General features: G+C 69.0%; 13 protein-coding genes. 7 read left to right on the top strand and 6 right to left on the bottom strand.

Annotated elements, in window-relative coordinates:
* The 4 genes from QOC69_RS05235 to QOC69_RS05250 all read left to right on the top strand — a co-directional run.
* Positions 1 to 414, top strand: a 414-nt coding sequence (locus QOC69_RS05235; protein WP_526437069.1) for a hypothetical protein, incomplete at its 5' end; no start/stop codon positions are given.
* Positions 415 to 444: 30 nt separating this feature from the next.
* Positions 445 to 771 (top strand): DUF1330 domain-containing protein, encoded by a 327-nt coding sequence (locus QOC69_RS05240; RefSeq protein ID WP_526437071.1) that lies wholly within the window; start codon positions 445 to 447, stop codon positions 769 to 771.
* Positions 768 to 2,096, top strand: a complete 1,329-nt coding sequence (locus QOC69_RS05245) for a cytochrome P450 (RefSeq protein ID WP_526437073.1) — start codon at positions 768 to 770, stop codon at positions 2,094 to 2,096. The genes QOC69_RS05240 and QOC69_RS05245 overlap by 4 nt, the downstream gene beginning before the upstream one ends.
* 1 nt (position 2,097) lies before the next feature.
* On the top strand, positions 2,098 to 2,847 hold the full coding sequence (locus tag QOC69_RS05250; protein ID WP_526437075.1) for a maleylpyruvate isomerase family mycothiol-dependent enzyme: 750 nt from the start codon (positions 2,098 to 2,100) through the stop codon (positions 2,845 to 2,847).
* On the opposite strand, the gene QOC69_RS05255 is transcribed toward QOC69_RS05250, so the two are convergent.
* The gene (locus QOC69_RS05255) at positions 2,844 to 4,079 is read right to left on the bottom strand and encodes a YibE/F family protein (protein ID WP_526437077.1); all 1,236 of its coding nucleotides are present in this window, start codon (positions 4,077 to 4,079) and stop codon (positions 2,844 to 2,846) included. The two genes, QOC69_RS05250 and QOC69_RS05255, sit on opposite strands and share 4 nt — an antisense overlap.
* A 145-nt stretch (positions 4,080 to 4,224) precedes the next feature.
* On the opposite strand from QOC69_RS05255, the gene QOC69_RS05260 reads away from it, so the two are divergent.
* Both QOC69_RS05260 and QOC69_RS05265 read left to right on the top strand, forming a co-directional pair.
* A complete protein-coding gene (locus tag QOC69_RS05260) occupies positions 4,225 to 4,842 on the top strand; it encodes a DUF4304 domain-containing protein (protein ID WP_526437089.1) in 618 nt (205 codons plus the stop codon).
* Between the two features lie 130 nt (positions 4,843 to 4,972).
* Complete coding sequence (locus tag QOC69_RS05265) at positions 4,973 to 5,158, top strand: hypothetical protein (RefSeq protein WP_526437079.1); 186 nt, start codon at positions 4,973 to 4,975, stop codon at positions 5,156 to 5,158.
* Here the strand turns inward: QOC69_RS05265 and QOC69_RS05270 are convergent.
* The 5 genes from QOC69_RS05270 to QOC69_RS05290 form a co-directional block, all read right to left on the bottom strand.
* On the bottom strand, positions 5,146 to 6,435 hold the full coding sequence (locus QOC69_RS05270; RefSeq protein ID WP_526437091.1) for a pyridoxal phosphate-dependent aminotransferase: 1,290 nt from the start codon (positions 6,433 to 6,435) through the stop codon (positions 5,146 to 5,148). The genes QOC69_RS05265 and QOC69_RS05270 overlap by 13 nt on opposite strands.
* 20 nt (positions 6,436 to 6,455) lie before the next feature.
* Entirely contained in the window at positions 6,456 to 9,497 is a 3,042-nt protein-coding gene (locus QOC69_RS05275) for a heterodisulfide reductase-related iron-sulfur binding cluster (protein ID WP_526437093.1), read from the bottom strand.
* A gap of 171 nt (positions 9,498 to 9,668) precedes the next feature.
* The gene (locus QOC69_RS05280) at positions 9,669 to 11,288 is read right to left on the bottom strand and encodes an Hsp70 family protein (RefSeq protein ID WP_526437081.1); all 1,620 of its coding nucleotides are present in this window, start codon (positions 11,286 to 11,288) and stop codon (positions 9,669 to 9,671) included.
* Positions 11,289 to 11,407: 119 nt separating this feature from the next.
* Positions 11,408 to 13,909: an isoniazid response ATPase/transcriptional regulator IniR gene (iniR, locus tag QOC69_RS05285; RefSeq protein ID WP_526437083.1), complete on the bottom strand. Its 2,502-nt coding sequence runs from the start codon at positions 13,907 to 13,909 to the stop codon at positions 11,408 to 11,410.
* Entirely contained in the window at positions 13,906 to 15,732 is a 1,827-nt protein-coding gene (locus QOC69_RS05290; RefSeq protein WP_526437085.1) for an Hsp70 family protein, read from the bottom strand. Before QOC69_RS05290 ends, iniR begins: the two co-directional genes overlap by 4 nt.
* 246 nt (positions 15,733 to 15,978) lie before the next feature.
* Between QOC69_RS05290 and QOC69_RS05295 the strand changes: the two genes are divergently transcribed.
* Positions 15,979 to 16,204 (top strand): Rv0340 family IniB-related protein (locus tag QOC69_RS05295; protein WP_526437087.1); only part of this gene is annotated, 226 nt, incomplete at its 3' end.

Below are 16,204 nucleotides of genomic sequence, written 5' to 3' on the forward strand. Positions count from 1 at the left end.
TACCTCGTCGGCGAAGCGGCCGATTACGCACACACATGGTCGGCCGTCGCTGGCGCCTTCGCCGCGATTAATCGGCACGAGTTCCCGCCGACGACACCGGACTGGGTAAACGTCGACCACCGACGAGCTACACCATTCGCGCCAAACGACTTGAGCGCAGTCATCGATACCTCCATGGATCTCACGCCCGACCTCAGAAGTCACGTTGAGACCGTGCATCTGCTGGGTGACTTCGGAGCAGTCGTCACCCAAGTCTCATATGGGACTTCGCATGAGGGCTTCGAGGCGGAATGGCGGTTCATCAACCTGTTGACCTTCGAAGGCGACCTCATCAACCGCGTCGAACTCTTCGACGAGGCCGACCTCGACGCCGCGCTCGCCCGCTTCGACGAGCTCAACCGGCCGGCAGCGTAGCGGAGCCGCTCGCGTCGTAACGTCACGGCCATGACGGTCTATGCCCTGAACCTGTTCGACGTCGCCAACCGCGACGAATACCTGGCCTACTCCAAGCGGTCGGCGGCCGAGGTCGGCAGACACGGCGGCCGCGTGGTCGCGCTCGGCAAGTTCCGCGAGTCCATCCTCGGCGACGTCGCGCCCCGTCAGGTGCTGATCCTGGTCGAGTGGGACTCCAAGGACGCCTTCGACGGCTATTGCAACGATCCCGGTCTCGCCGACCTGCACGCCCACCGCGAGAACGGCTCGTCGGCGTACGTGTGGCAGCTGTTCGACCGCTTGGACGATCTGCGTCCGGTGCTTAAGCTCGAAAAATGAAGCCCGCAATCAGGCGACGGCTGCACTGGGTGGCCTTGCACGGTGTCATCCGCAGCCTGGCGTCCTACGGTGCGCGTCGCGGCGAACCGCAGGGCCGGCTCATCGCCGACCTCACCGTTCGGGCCGACCCCGGTGGCTTCGCCGACGAACTCCGGGCCCTCGGGCCGCTCGTCCGCGGTCGTGCCGCGTGGCTCACCACCGACCACGCGCTGGCCCATCACCTGTTGCGGTCCGACGACTTCGCCGTCACCTCCATCGGCAGCACCCTGCCCAATCCGCTGGGCTGGATCGAGCAGAAGACCATGGTCAAGGGCCGGCTGCATCCGCTGCTGCCGCCGTCGCTGTTGTCCGTCGAACCCCCCGAGCACACCCGGTACCGCAAGACGGTGTCGTCGGTGTTCACCACCAGAGCCGTCGCCGCGCTGCGGGAGCGCGTGCAGCAGGCGGCCACCGCCCTGATCGACGGTCTCGACGACGGCAGCGTCGGTCCCATCGTGGACGTCGTCGACCGCTACTGCTCGCAGCTGCCGGTCACGGTCATCGGCGACATCATCGGCGTGCCGGACTCCGACCGGCCCCGCATCCTCGAATTCGGTGAACTCGCCGCGCCCAGTCTCGACATCGGCCTGTCCTGGAAGCAGTACGTGCGGGTGGAGGATGGCCTGGACGGGTTCAACACGTGGCTGACCAACCACCTGCAGCATCTGCGCGACAACCCCGGAGACGACCTGATGAGCCAGCTCATCGCGGCGAGCGACGGCGGCGCGCGGCTCAACGACGAGGAACTGCGCGCGACGGCCGGGCTGGTGCTCGCCGCGGGTTTCGAGACCACGGTGAACCTGCTCGGCAGCGGCATCCGGATCCTGCTCGAGCATCCCGACCAGCTGGCGATGCTGCTCGACGATCCTGATCTGTGGCCGGGCGCGGTCGAGGAGATCCTGCGGCTCGAATCGCCGGTTCAGCTGAGCGCCAGGGTCGCCCGCGATGACACCGAGGTGGCGGGCCGGACCGTCAAGCGCGACGAGCTCGTCATCCTGTACCTCGCCGGGGCCAACCGCGATCCCGCGGTGTTCGCCGACCCGCACCGCTTCGACATCACCCGCGAGAACGCGGGCAGGCACCTGTCGTTCTCCGGGGGGAGGCACTTCTGCCTCGGAGCAGCACTGGCCAGGGCCGAGGGCGAGGTCGGCCTGCGTACGTTCTTCGCGCGGTACCCCGACGCCGCGCTGGCAGGAGCAGGCAGCCGTCGCGACACCCGGGTGTTGCGCGGTTGGGCGTCACTGCCGATCGCACTTGGCCAGGCACGCAGCGCGGTACGTTCGTAGGGTGGACTTCCGAGCAGCCCTGATCGAGGAGACCAAGGCGTTCGGCGCCCAGATTCGCGCTGGGGACCCTGCGACGCCGGTGCCTGCCTGCCCCGGCTGGACGCTCAACCAGCTGTTCAAGCACGTCGGCCGCGGCAATCGGTGGAGCGCCCAGATCGTCGCAGAACGACTTCAGGAGTCGCTGGACCCCCGCGCGGTGACCGACGGCAAGCCCCCCGACGACCCCGACGCCGCGATCGACTGGCTCGACGACGGCGTGCAACTGCTGCTGTCCGCGGTCGATCACGTCGGTCCCGAGGCCCGGGTGTGGACGTTCCTCGGACCGCGGCCCGCAGGGTGGTGGATCCGGCGGCGCTTGCACGAGGCGACCGTGCACCGCGCCGATGCGGCACTGGCCGTCGGTGCCGACTTCGACCTGTCACCCGAACTGGCCGCCGACGGCGTCAGCGAGTGGATCGACCGGTGCACCATCCAGGCCGACCCCCGCTCAGCGCCGCTGCCCCGCGGTTCGTCGCTGCACCTGCACGCCACCGATGACGGCCTTGGCCCCACGGGGGAGTGGACGATCACGCACGACGAAGACGGCGTGAACTGGTCGCACGATCATGCCAAGGGCGAGACGGCGGTACGCGGCAGGGCGGTAGATCTGCTCTTGACCATCACGCGGCGCCGCACTTCGGCCGAGGCGGGCATCGAGGTATTCGGCGACGCCACCATCTGGGACGGATGGCTGAGCCACACGCCGTTCTAGCGGCCATTTGCTGGAACGTTGGCTGGCGTCGCGAGCACGGCGGCGATGGCCGTCGTCAACGGCACCGACAACGCCAACGCGATACCGCCCACCGCGGACCTGGCGATCTCGATGGCCACGCTCTCGCTGGTCAGCACGTCGCCGAGGGAGCGGTTGGCCACGCTGAACAGCAGCAGCAGCGGCAACGCACTGCCGGCGTAGGCAAGCACCAGCGTGTAGACCGTGCTCGCGATGTGGTCGCGGCCCACCCGCATCGCGCCAAGGAAGATCGCCGTGCGCGACGCTCCGTGCTCGGCGAGTTCGAATGCCGTCGACGCCTGCGTGACCGTGACGTCGTTGAGCACGCCCAGCGAACCGACGATGAAACCGGCGAGCAACAGGCCGGTGATCGAAACGTTGCCGAGGTAGGCGGCGACCTCGTTGTTCTGATCTTCCGACAAGCCGGTCAGATGCGCCAGTTCGATTGCAGCCCAGGACAACACGGCGGCGAGCAGCAACGAGGCCAGCGTGCCGAGCAGCGCCGCGCTGGTCCGCAAACTGACCCCGTGCGCCAGATAGATGACCGCGTAGAGGATCGCCGCCGACGCCACCAGCGAGACGGGAATCGCCGGTGCGCCGTCGCGCAGGGCGGGCAGCAGGAACACCGTCAGCACCCCGAACGCGACCACGATGCCGACCATCGCGCGCAACCCGCGCCATCGCGCGACGGCCACGATCACCACGGCGAACACGGCGGCCAGCCCGACCAGCGCCCAGGTCCGCTCGAAGTCGAAGAACGCGTAGCTGGTGGCGCCGTTCTGATCCACCTGCCTGCTGACCCGGATGTTGTCGCCGACCGCGAGGCTGGGCTGCCCGGGTCCTGGGCTGAACTCCAGCAGCGTGTTGGCGCCCTTGTTCGGTCCGGAGTCGATGGTGACCAGCGACTGCACGCATCGACCGCCGCCGGGCGGCGCCGCGACCGGCGGAGCGGTCAGGACTGCGCCCACCGAGGTGCTTCCGCAGTCCGCGAACCCGCTGGAGATCACGTGGGCGGATTCGGTGGTGACCGCTCCACCCGCCGCGTTCTGGAACGGCAGCGGGATGGCGACGCTCTGCTGGCGGGGCCACAGCAGCGCGGCTCCCGCGATGACCGCGACGCCGATGGCGATCAGCAGGCCGACGACGATCTTGGCGGCCAGTGGGCCCAGCGGCGCAGGGCCGGACGGCTGCGAGTGCGAGTGTGAATGCGCCACTCGGACAGGTTAGAGGGCGAGGCTGAATTGCCGCGCGGAGCATGTGTCGGGGCGGCTTAGTCTTTTGAACGGGGTCGTGGGGGGAGGAAAACGGCGTGGATGAACGCGCAATCGAGCAGTCGCCCTTGAAGCGGGCGTTCGAACAATTGCTGTCAACGGATGTTCGTCTGTTCTCGGGGCGCGCGGTTTCACTCAGCGCGACAATGCCTTTCGACGGAGCCGCGGGCCTCTGTACGATGTGATCGGATTCCAAGGGAATTGGCACAACGGCAGCACCCCGTCACACGGGTACTTCATCAACGTGGGCATTGGGTCCACCGAGGTTGATTCGACGTGGCCGTACGAGAACCTTGGCGACCGGCCGCTCTATGGTTGCCTACTCGACAGGCGCTGGGAGTCGGTGGTGCCGGACCTTCCGTATGAGATTCGGTTCGGTCGTGCCACCGACACGGTGGCGTTCGCCGACGCCCTCTGCGAGAGCCTTGGTCACGTGATCGCGGTCTTCGACGAATTCGATTGCACGTCAACGCTCGTGCGCTACGCAGTCGAGAACAATCTGCTCATTCAGTACGAGCGGACGTGCTGCTACCTCGCAGCAGTCGATGACGGGGACACGTTGATCGCTTATGTCGGGCTGTTGCATGACAGATTTGGACACCAGGAGCGGTGGTCGATCTTCAGCCGCCGGATCAGCGAGGTGACGGGCGCGTGGACGTCGACCTTGGTACAGCTCGGCCTGCTCGAGCACGTCGACGAAACATAAGGCCGAGGCCCAGCGGCGCAGGGCCGGACGGCTGCGAGTGCGACTGTCGATGCGCCACCCGGACAGGGTTGCCAGCTGTTGCGGGTCGAGTGGTGGTGGTTGTCGGCGATTCCTCACCAAGGAGGGGCAGGTGGAGACCGATGGGACGACCAAGTACTTCCCGCAGCGGCTCGGGCTGCCCGATGACACCGGCGGCTACATGTACAGCCCGGACGCCTCGCCTCTGGGCTCCGACCTCTACGGCATCTTCTGCCGGTCACCCATCCCCTTGGGAGACGATTGGTGGATGTGCGGGATGCCCGACTACTGGCGGTAGCTCGCCAGGAAGTTGCCCAGCCGCTCGATTGCGTTGGCCAGGTCGCGGGCCCACGGCAGCGTCACGATGCGCAGGTGATCCGGTGCGGGCCAATTGAATCCGGTGCCTTGGGTGACGAGGATCTTCTCCTGCAACAGCAGGTCGAGCACCAACTGCTCGTCGTCCTGGATGTCGTGCACCTCGGGGTCGAGGCGCGGGAACGCGTAGAGCGCACCCTCGGGCTTGACGCACGACACCCCGGGGATCTCGTTCAGCTTGTTCCACGCGACGTCGCGCTGCTCGAGCAGCCTGCCGCCGGGCAGCACCAGGTCATCGATGCTCTGATGTCCGCCGAGCGCAACCTGAATGGCGTGCTGCGCCGGCACGTTCGGGCACAGCCGCATGTTCGACAGCAGGCTGATGCCCTCGATGAAGCTGCTGGCGTGTTCCTTCGGACCGGTGATCACCAGCCAGCCCGCGCGGTAGCCGGCGACGCGGTAGGCCTTCGACAGCCCGTTGAACGTCAGGCACAGCTGATCTGGTGCGACCGACGCCATCGCGATGTGCTTGGCCTCGTCGTACAGGATCTTGTCGTAGATCTCGTCGGCAAGGATCAGCAGCTGGTGCTTGCGGGCCAGGTCGGCCATCTGCTGAAGCACCTCGCGGGTGTAGACCGCGCCGGTGGGGTTGTTCGGGTTGATCACGACGAGCGCCTTGGTGCGGTCGGTGATCTTCGATTCCAGGTCGGCGATGTCGGGCATCCAGCCCTGCGTCTCGTCGCACAGGTAGTGCACGGGGGTGCCGCCCGCCAGCGCCGTCGACGCCGTCCACAGCGGGTAGTCGGGGGCGGGAATCAGGACTTGGTCGCCGTTGTCGAGCAGCGCCTGCAGCGTCATCGTGATGAGCTCGGAGACCCCGTTGCCGAGGTACACGTCATCGATGTCGAAACGTGGGAAACCGTCGACCAATTCGTAGCGCGTGAACACTGCGCGGCGCGCGCTCGGAATGCCCTTGGAGTCGGAGTACCCCTGGGCGTACGGCAGCGCCTGGATCATGTCGCGCATGATGACGTCGGGCGCCTCGAACCCGAACGGCGCGGGATTGCCGATGTTCAGCTTGAGGATCCGGTGCCCCTCGGCCTCGAGTCGGGCCGCGTGATCGTGCACCGGCCCGCGGATCTCGTACAGGACGTCCTGCAACTTGGTCGACTGCGCGAACGTGCGCTGTCGCGGCTGGTGGCCGGTGTGCCACGGAACCTGTTGGGTGCTCACGTCCTTCATCGTCCCATCACCGTCCAGCGAATTAGCAATTCCGCCGTTTACCGTTTACCGGGCCGACGGGCACCCGGCTTGATGCCGAGGCCAACCACCGGTGGCTCCGGCTTGGCCGGTTCAGCGGATTCGCCGTTGGCAGAAGCGGTTTCGGTCGGCTCCTGCGTCGGTTCCGGCTCAGCCGGTTGTGCGGCAGGCTGAGCGGGCGCGGCGGCAGGAGCCGGCTTCTTGGCACCGGGACGGCGAGCGCCCGCAGCGATTCCGAGGCCCTTGACCTCCGGTTCCGGCTTGGCAGAGGCTGGCGCGGGTGCCGCCTGCGGCGTTTCGGCGGGTGCCGGGGCCGATTCCGCAGCCGGTGCGGCCGCCGGAGCGGCCTTCTTGGCGCCCGGGCGGCGTGCGCCAGACGCGATGCCAAGGCCCTTGACCTCGGGTTCTGGCTTGGCAGGCGCTGCGGGCGTCGCCTCGGCAGGTGCGGCCGACGCGGTCTCGGCAGCCGCCGGCGCGGCAGCCTTCTTCGCACCGGGACGCTTGGCGCCACCTGCGATGCCCAGGCCCTTGACCGGCGCCGCGGGCGCGGCCGGTGCGGCTTCGGCTGCCGGGGCAGCGCTCTCCGCAGCGGGTGCGGCAGACTTCTTGGCGCCCGGACGCTTTGCGCCACCGGCGATGCCGAGGCCCTTCACCGGCGCGGCGGGTGCGGCGGCCGTGCTCTTCGCCGCCGGCGCGGCGCTCTTGGCACCGGGACGCTTGGCGCCACCTGCGAGGCCGAGGCCGGTGACCGGCTTGGCGTCGGCCGCCGTATCGCTCTTCGCGGCGGGCTCGGCCTCGTCGTCCTCGGTGGGCTTCGCCTCGGCGGGAGCGGTTTCGGCCTTGGCGGCAACGGCATCTGCCCGCGCGGCCGCGGCCTCGGCGGCCGCACCCTTGGCTGGCAGCGTGACGGCGCTCTTGTCCAACGAGGCCAGCAGCAGCTGGGCGACGTCGAGCACTTCGGTCTTCTCCACGTCCCTGGCGGCGGCGACGTCGTCGACCCCGTCGGTCATCATCACGCGGCAGAACGGGCAGCCGGTGGCGATCTTCGCTGCGCCGGTGTCCAGCGCCTCTTCGACGCGCTCGTGGTTGACGCGCTTGCCGATGTGCTCTTCCATCCACATCCGCGCACCGCCTGCGCCGCAGCACAGGCCGCGATCGGCGTGCCGTGGCATCTCGGTGAGCGTGGCGCCCGACGCGCCGATCAGCTCACGTGGCGGCTCGTAGACCTTGTTGTGCCTGCCAAGGAAGCACGGGTCGTGGTAGGTCACGTCCTGACTGACCGGGGCCACCGGAACCAGCTTCTTGTCGCGGATCAGCCGGTTCAGCAGCTGGGTGTGGTGCAGCACGCTGTAGTTGCTGCCGAGCTGCGGATACTCGCGCCCGATGGTGTTGAAGCAGTGGGGGCACGTGGTGATGATCTTGCGGTCGACGGTCTCCACCCCCTCGAACAGCTCGTTGATGGTCTCCACGTTCTGGGCGGCGAGCTGCTGGAACAGGAACTCGTTGCCCGCGCGGCGGGCCGAGTCGCCGGTGCAGGTTTCGCCGGTGCCCAGCACCAGGTACTTCACCCCGGCGACGGCCAGCAGTTCGGCGACGGCCTTGGTGGTCTTCTTGGCGCGGTCCTCGTAGGCGCCTGCGCAGCCGACCCAGAACAGGTACTCGTAGCCCTCGAAGCTGTCGACGTCCTCGCCGTAGACCGGGACGTCGAAGTCGACCTCGTCGATCCAATTGGTGCGGTCCTTGGAGTTCTGACCCCACGGGTTGCCCTTGTTCTCCAGGTTCTTGAACAGCACGCCGAGCTCACCGGGGAATTCGGACTCCACCATCACCTGGTAGCGGCGCATGTCCACGATGTGGTCGATGTGCTCGATGTCGACCGGGCACTGTTCGACGCACGCGCCGCAGTTCGTGCAGGACCACAGCACGTCGGGGTCGATGACGCCGCCCTGCTCCAGGGTGCCGACGAGTGGGCGGAGGTCCTGCGCCGGACCCGAGCCGGGGACACGGCCAAAGCCGGATTCCGGCACGTGGTGCCCCTCTTCGTGGGGGGTCTCCAGGTCCAGGCCTTCAAGCGGATGCGGCTTCTCGCCGAGGATGTAGGGCGCCTTGGCCATCAAATGATCGCGCAGGTCCATGATGACGAGCTTGGGGGACAAGGGTTTTCCGGTGTTCCACGCCGGGCACTGCGATTGGCAGCGGCCGCACTCCGTGCACGTGGTGAGGTCGAGATAGCCCTTCCAGGTGAAGTCCTCGATCTTGCCGCGGCCGAACACCGCGTCCTCGGCGGGATCCTCGAAGTCGATCAGCTGGCCGCCCGACTCCATCGGCAGCAGCGGGCCCAGCGCGTCGGGCAGCCGCTTGAAGGTGACGTTGATCGGCGCCAGACCGATGTGGAGGTGCTTGGAGTGCAGCACGATCAGCAGGAAGACCAGCATCACGCCGATGTGCAGCATCAGGGCGACGGTCTCGATGATCTCGTTGACGGAGTGGCCCAGCGGCTCGAGCAGCGCGCCGATGCCGTGCGAGAAGAATGCGCCCCAGCCGTAGGGCAGGTTCCCGGTCGCCACCGCCGCACCGCGGAACAGCGCGTAGGTCCAGATGACGTTGAAGATCATGAACAGGATCAGCCAGGCGCCACCGGTGTGCGATCCGTAGAACCGTGACTCGCGACCGTACTCCTTGGGCTCCGAGCGCAGCCGGATGATGGCAAACGTGGTGATGCCGAGCAGCACCGCGAGCGCGAAGAAGTCCTGCAGGAAGCCCAGCGCGTCCCAATGGCCGACGAACGGGATGGCGAACCTCGGGTTGAACAACACGCCGTAGGCCTCGAGGTAGACGCTGGCCAGGATGAAGAAGCCCCACATGGTGAAGAAGTGGGCGATGCCGGGAATCGACCAGCGCAGCAGCCGGGTTTGCCCGAACACCTCTTTCATCTGCGTGAGGAAGCGGGTGGGGATGTTGTCCTTGCGTGCGTCCTCGTCGAGGGTGGGTTGCCCCGACCGGATCAGGTTCGTCAGCCAGAGCACGCGCTTCGCGGCGAAGACCATCACGACGGCAGTCATCAGTAGGCCGATGACCAGCCTGATCAACGTCTGCGTATCCACCGCGCGCCTCCCCGTTCCAAGTTACCAGCCAGTAACTTCAACTTGGTTACTGACGGGTAACTTATGCTAGATGCCTGCTCATAGTTGCATCTAGGGATTGAGCGACGCTACGAAGGCTGGCCTAAGTCACTAGTGACCGTTCCCCGGCCCTGGATCGATCGGGATCGTCTTGATCGTCATCTCCGGCATCGAGGTCGGCGTCGAAGTGCTCGTGGTGCTCGTCGGCGACGTCGACGTGGGGGTCGTCGTGGTCGGGGTCGTCGTGGTGGTTGGCGTCGTCGTGGTGGGCGTTGCTGTGGTGGTCACCGTGGTCGTCAGGGGCGCTGGCTGCTGGGGGCGGGGCTGTGCCACCGGCACCAGCCGGGGTGCCGGTGTGACGACGATCGTGGCCGTCTCCGCGACGGGCGACACCACCGGCTGCGTCGACGTGGCCGGTGCGGTCGACACGGCGATGCTGCTCGAAGAACTCGCCGGAGCCGTTTCACCGTCGAACTGGGTCATGCCGAAGACCGCCAGTGCGGCGACCGCGGCGGCCGCGGACACGCCGAACGCGATCAGCGGCCCACGCCGGCGCGGGGCGATGTCGTCCCACTCGGGCTCGCCGAAGTCCACGTGCGGCCGGCTGAACTCCACGGGGGCGAACTGCGCGACGTCGGTCACGTCATCGGAGTCCTGCGACCAGGCCAACGCCGTCGGCACCTCCGCGGCGGCCACGGTGGATGACGGTGCCGCATTCGGTGCGGTCGGCGTCAGCGTGGTCGCCGTCTCGTCGGACGGCGAGCTGGCCGCAAGCAGCGCCGCGCCCGCGGCGGCCGTCAGCTGAGGATGCGGCGTGGTCACGACCTCGGTGCGTAAGTGCTGCGAGAGCCGTTGGGTGAGAAGGGGAATGCGCGCGCCGCCGCCGATGGTCGCGACCGCGCTGACGTGTGCCGCCGGGACGCCGTTGCGTTCCAGGGTGTCGTCGAGCGCGGCGAGGAAGCCGGCCAGCGGCTCATCGAGGAGGTGTTCGAGTTCGGTCCTGGTCAACCGGATGCTGGTGCGCTGGCCGGGCAGGTCGACGGCGATGCCCGTCGCCGTCTCCGCCGAAAGCCGGTGCTTGGCCAGCAGGCACGCCTCGCGCAACCGGGTCAGCGACCCCACCATGGCCGTGCCGGACGGGTCGGCCTGCCCGGCATCGCCGAGCTCGGCCACCGCCTTGCGCAGGATCGCCTGATCGATGAGATCGCCGGAGAAGTCGCCGAGCCGGACCGTGTCGCCGATGCGGGCGTCTCTTGCGTCCGCATCGACCAGCGTGATGCTGGTTCCGCTGCCGCCGAAGTCACAGACGACGACCACACCGCGCGACGGCAGGCCGGGATTCGCCCGCAGCGCGCGCAGCGCCGCCGTGGCGTCGGGGACCAGTCGCGTCCGTTGCGGCAGGCTCGCACGCAGGGCGTCGACGGTGGACGAATGCCAGTGCGCGGGCACCGTCACTGCCACGTCGGACACGTGGGCGGAGTCGGGCAGCGCGCTGGTCACCGCTTCCAGAGCCTCGGTCAGCAACGCTTCGGGGCGGTGGGTGGAGCCGTCGGAGGCGACCAGGGGGACCGGATCGCCGATGCGGTCGACGAAACCGCTGAGCCAGCCGCCCTGCGCAAGACGCAGTACGGCGGGGTGCACGACGGCCTGCGATCCCGAGGTCGCCACGAGGTTGGTGGCGCCGATGGAGATGCCCAGCGTGTGCGCCGCGGCGTGTCGGTTCGTGAGCATGAATCGACGCTAAGGCGATTCGGCGCCCGGCGGATCGGTGCCCGACCCGTCGCGACGGTGACCCCCGTAGGGGATTGCGATTAGGGGATGGGGGCGCGTAGGGGGATCGGACCGGCGGCTCAGGCAGGCGAGCCCAGGATCGCCCGCAGCATCGACAGCAGCTCCGACCGCGATTCGGCGCCAAGTCGGCGGCGAATCCTCGCCACGTGGTGCTCGACGGTCTTCGCCGAGATGAAGAGTTGACTACCGATGTCCCGGTACGGCAGGCCCTGCAGCAGCAGTTCGGCGACCTCGCGCTCCCGATCGGACAACCGTGATGACGGCGGCATCGACGAGCCGGGCTGGCGCGCCGAGGCCACCGCCGCAGGCACGTCGACGTCGTCCTGGGCGGCGACGGCGAGCTTGAGGTCGCGGGCCAACTGCAACATCGCCCCCGAGACCCGCCCGTCGGGTGTTTGCAGGGCGGCCTGACCGGCCAGCCGCGTCGCATCCCAGCCCAGCCCGTGCTGCGCCAACGCCCGCGCGGCGACGGTAACCTCGTCGACCTCGACGTGGTTGGCCAGCACCCGCAGCCACGTGCGGCCCGCGGTGGCCAGGGCCTTGGCGAACGCACTGTGACCGGCGGCGGACGTCAACGCCTGGCCGTGTGGCGCCACCGCCTCCGGCGAGTTCGCCAGGATGCCTGCATGCACGCCCGACCAGTGCAGCGGCAACGACCACAGCATCGGATTGCCAAGGGCGCCCAGCAGATTGAACGCTTCGTCGATGGTGTGCTGGAGCCGGTCGACCTGGCGGAGCCGGGCCGCGGACACCCACAGCTCACCGAGCGGCAGCAGCGAGTACAGATCCAACGAGTACTCGGTCAGCACCTCCATCGCGGCGTACCAATGCTTCTGCACCGATCCGCTGTCACCGCCGCGCCGGGCGATGGCGGTCTGCAGGGCGGCGGCCCAGAGCGCATCTCTGCGGTGCAGTTCGGTACCCGCGGCGGCGATCGCCACCGTCACATCGGCCTCGGCCGCAGCCAGTTGGCCCTCCTGCATCCGGACCCAACCGAGCAACAGTCGGTGCCGAGGAGCGACGAAGCCCTCGTCGTCGCCTGCTGCGCGGACCGCGCGGCCGATGACGCTGCGCGCGCGAACGGGGTCGCCGCCGTGCAGCGCCGCCAGTGTCACCAACGCGGCAGGCGTGTCGGGCGCGACGCCCGTGGCCGTCTGATCCGTCGTAATCGATTGTGCCAGACGGGCAATCGCAGCCGGGTACGGTGAGTCGATGGTCTGAATCAAACCCTCGGCCAAGCTACGGGCGGCGCGCGCGGTCGAGGTGGGCGGTCCCGCGCTCTCGACGGCGACCGCCGCGGTGGCCGCCGCGGCGTCACCAACGCCGACCGCGACGATCGCGCCTGCCGCCCCGACGACGGCGTCGGGGTAGGTGCCCAGCCAGCGGAACAACTCGGCGGCCTGTGCCGCACCGCCGTCGTGCGTCGCAACGCTGGCCGCGATCCGCACCGCCGCGGCCCGTTCCGCCGGGTCCTCGGACGCCAGGAGTTCGTCGGCCAGCCGACCGGCCGTGCCGCAGTCCCCCGTCAGCGCGAGCGCGTCGGCAAGCCGTGCGGTGAGGGCGGTCGCGCCGACCTCGGTGGCGGCGCGGTAGAGCCGGGCGGCCCGACCCGGATGGCCCTGGTTGCGCTCGGCGAGGCCGGTGAGCGCGTCCGCGAGTTGCGGATGACGCAACCCGTGGTCGGCCAACTTGAGCGCGAGATCCATTGACAGCGTGGACTTCTCGACCTGGCTGCGGAGGAGTGCGACCTCGATGTCGTAGTGCCGGGTGGCACCGATGATCTGCGAAAGGCATTCGTGCAGCGAACCGAGGAAGGTCTGGCTGTGTGACGGCGCGATGAGGCCGCTGGCGCGCGCGCGGTCCACCAACGTGTGGGCCTGCTCGACGTCGGTACGCAACGCGGCGGCGACGTCGTCGGGCCCGAGTTCGGGGTTGAGCGACGACACCAGGAGCGTCTCGAGGACGGCCTCGTCGACGCGGCGCAACCGCTCGATGAGGGCGACGCGGGCCGCCTGTGCGACGGCCCCCGCCGGCGACTCGCCGTCGGGCGACCCGAGCGCCGCGACGGCGGGACGGACCAGGAAGGGCAGCCCCGCGGTCGTCGTCATGACCACCCGGACGAGCTCCACGGGCGGTGTCGCACCGAGGATCTCGGTGATCGACCGGTTCACCTCGGCCGGCGCCAATGCGCCAAGCGTCACGACGGGACTCTGTCGCGCCAGCGCGGTGGACAGCGCAGCCAGAGCGGGGTGATGCGCAAGCGGTTCGGCCGCGATCACCATCGTGGTCGCGGGATCGCCCACCAGGTCGGCCAATTCGTCGAGATCCGGTCCACCGAGGAGGTGCGCGTCGTCGATCACGACCGCTGCGGTGGCTGGATCGCCGTCGCGCGGGGGCCGTGCGATCACGGTCACGCCCGCGTCCCGCAGTGCAGAGCGGATGTCGCTCAGCACCGCGGTCTTCCCCGTGCCGATCCCCCCGGATACCAGCACCTTGGCTGGTTCTCCTGGCTTCGTCGGGTCCCGCGCCGTCAACGCCGCGACGACGTCATGCACGGTCACGGAATGACGGGCGCCACTTCAGCTGCCACCGTCTGAACCGATGCCGCCGCAGACGGAACGGATGCCGCCGCAGACGGAGCGGACGGTGGCGCCGTCTGCCCGGTGATGATCGCCTGAGACGTGGGTGGCGACGGCGGCGGCGCAACCGAAGTCGTGGTCGTGGTCGTGGTGGTCGTCGGCGTGGTGGTCGTGGTGGTGGTGGTGGTCGTCGTCGTGGTGGTGGTCGTGGTGGTCGTCGTCGTGGTGGGCGAGGTGGTGGTCGTCGAGCTGGTCGGCGACTGCGACGCCGTGGCCGTGGTGGTGGCCGACCCGGTGTTCGGTTCGGTCGACGACGACGCCGGGACCACCGTCGTGGTGATCGAGCCGTCGGACCCGGTCCTGGTGAGCGTGACGTTCTCGGTGACCGGAGTCGACGGTTCCGACGAGCTGGTCAGGGTGACGGCCAACCCACCGATCGCCAGCAGGACCGCCGCCGCCGCGGCACCGAACAGGATGGGCGGCCGTTTGTACCAAGCCAGGGGCTCGGAGTCCGGACGGTCGTCCTCTTCCTCGTGGGCGAAGGCCACCTCGGGGCGGGCGTCGGTGGGACCGACGTACTCGGACTGGTAGTCGGCACCGGCGTAGGGCAGCGGCTCACCGCCCCCGGGCTGGTCCTGCGACCAGGCCAGCGAGTTCGCGGCCGACGTGGCGTCGAGCGGCGGTGCGGCGGCAGTCGGCGGTCCATCCGCCACCCAACCCATCGTCGGCGCAAGGCCCGTCGGTGCGTCGGCGACCGGTCCCATGCCGGTGGGGGCGTCGGCGCCGAAGCCGGTCGCGGCGGCAGCCGCAGCGCCTGCGGCGATGACGAGCTGCGGCTGGGGTGTGGTCACCACCGGTGCCCGCAGCCGCTCCGACAGGCTCTGCGTGACGATCGGCACCGCGGCGCCGCCGCCGACGGTCGCCACCGCGGAGACGCTCGCCAGCGGAATGCGGTAGCGCTGCAGCGCCTCCTCGACGGCGGCGACCAGACCCGCGAGCGGTTGCTCGATGAGCCCTTCCAACTCGGACCGGGTGACCCGGAAGTCCGATGAGTAGCCGGGTAGTTCGGCGGGCACGACCGTCGCGGTGTCGGCCGACAGCCGTTCCTTGGCAGATCTGCACTCGTCGCGAAGACGGGTCAGCGACCCGACCGCCGCCGTGCTCCCCGGATCGGAGTCCCTGGCGTCGGCGATGCCTGCGATGACGTGGTTGAGCAGTGACTGGTCGATCAGATCACCGGAGAAGTCGTTGTAGCGGACCGTGTCGCCGATGATCGCCAGGCCCGCGCGGGCGTCGGCCAGGGTGATGCTCGTCCCGCTGGCGCCGAAGTCGCACAACACCACGACGCCGTCCGGCGGCAGTCCCGGCGCGGTGCGCAGGCCCGCCAACGCCGCCCCCGAGTCGGGGACCAGGGTCGGCGGAACGCCACCGGGCGCCAGGCCGGGCTTGGCCCGCAGCGCGCTGCGCAGCGCACCGACCACGCCGGGCCCCCAGTGCGCGGGCACGGCGATCGTGACGGGCGTGCCGCCGCCGACGGCGCGGGACATGGCGTCGAGCGCTTCGACGAGGACGATTTCCCCGCGGTGCGACGAGCCGTCCGAGGCGACCAGCGGCACGGGGTCACCCACCCGCTCGACGAATCCGGTCAAGACCAGACGCGGCGGGTTCGGTCCGGAGTACTCGCCGACCTCGGGACCGCGGTCGTTGAACAGCGTCAGTACCGACCGTCGCGTGATCGGGGGGTTACCGCCCAGGGCCGCTACTAGATTGGTGGTCCCGACCGACAACCCCAGTGCGTCGCTCATCTACACCCACATCCCATGTTGATTCAAATCCCCCGATGGATCGAAAAAGCAAGTCCTCACCTTAGCTGCCCTGGGTGGGCCGCACCGGCATTCCCCTAACGGCGCAGAACCCCTAATGCGCTGTCCCCTAACGGCGTCGCCGCGGGGGTGGGTTCGGTACCGATCACGCCGACGCGCTGCGCCGATAGCATTCAAGTCGAACCAAAAGAAGATTTAACTATCGCCGATTCGAAAGGGAGGTGTGTCATGGCAAACTCGCTCCTCGACTTCGTCATGTCGGTCGTGCGCGATCCAGACGCGGCCGCTCAGTATGCGGCGAACCCGGCTCAGGCAATCGCCGACGCCAATCTCACCGACGTCACCAGTGCAGACGTCAACCATCTGATCCCCGTCGTCGCGGAGTCGCTGTCCGCGGCCGTGCCGTCGACGGGCTTCGACTCGTTCAACGCCGACGCGGGAAGCAATGTGTGGG

The organism is Mycobacterium sp. (genome assembly GCF_032162105.1).
In the GTDB taxonomy this organism is placed as follows: Bacteria; Actinomycetota; Actinomycetes; order Mycobacteriales; family Mycobacteriaceae; genus Mycobacterium.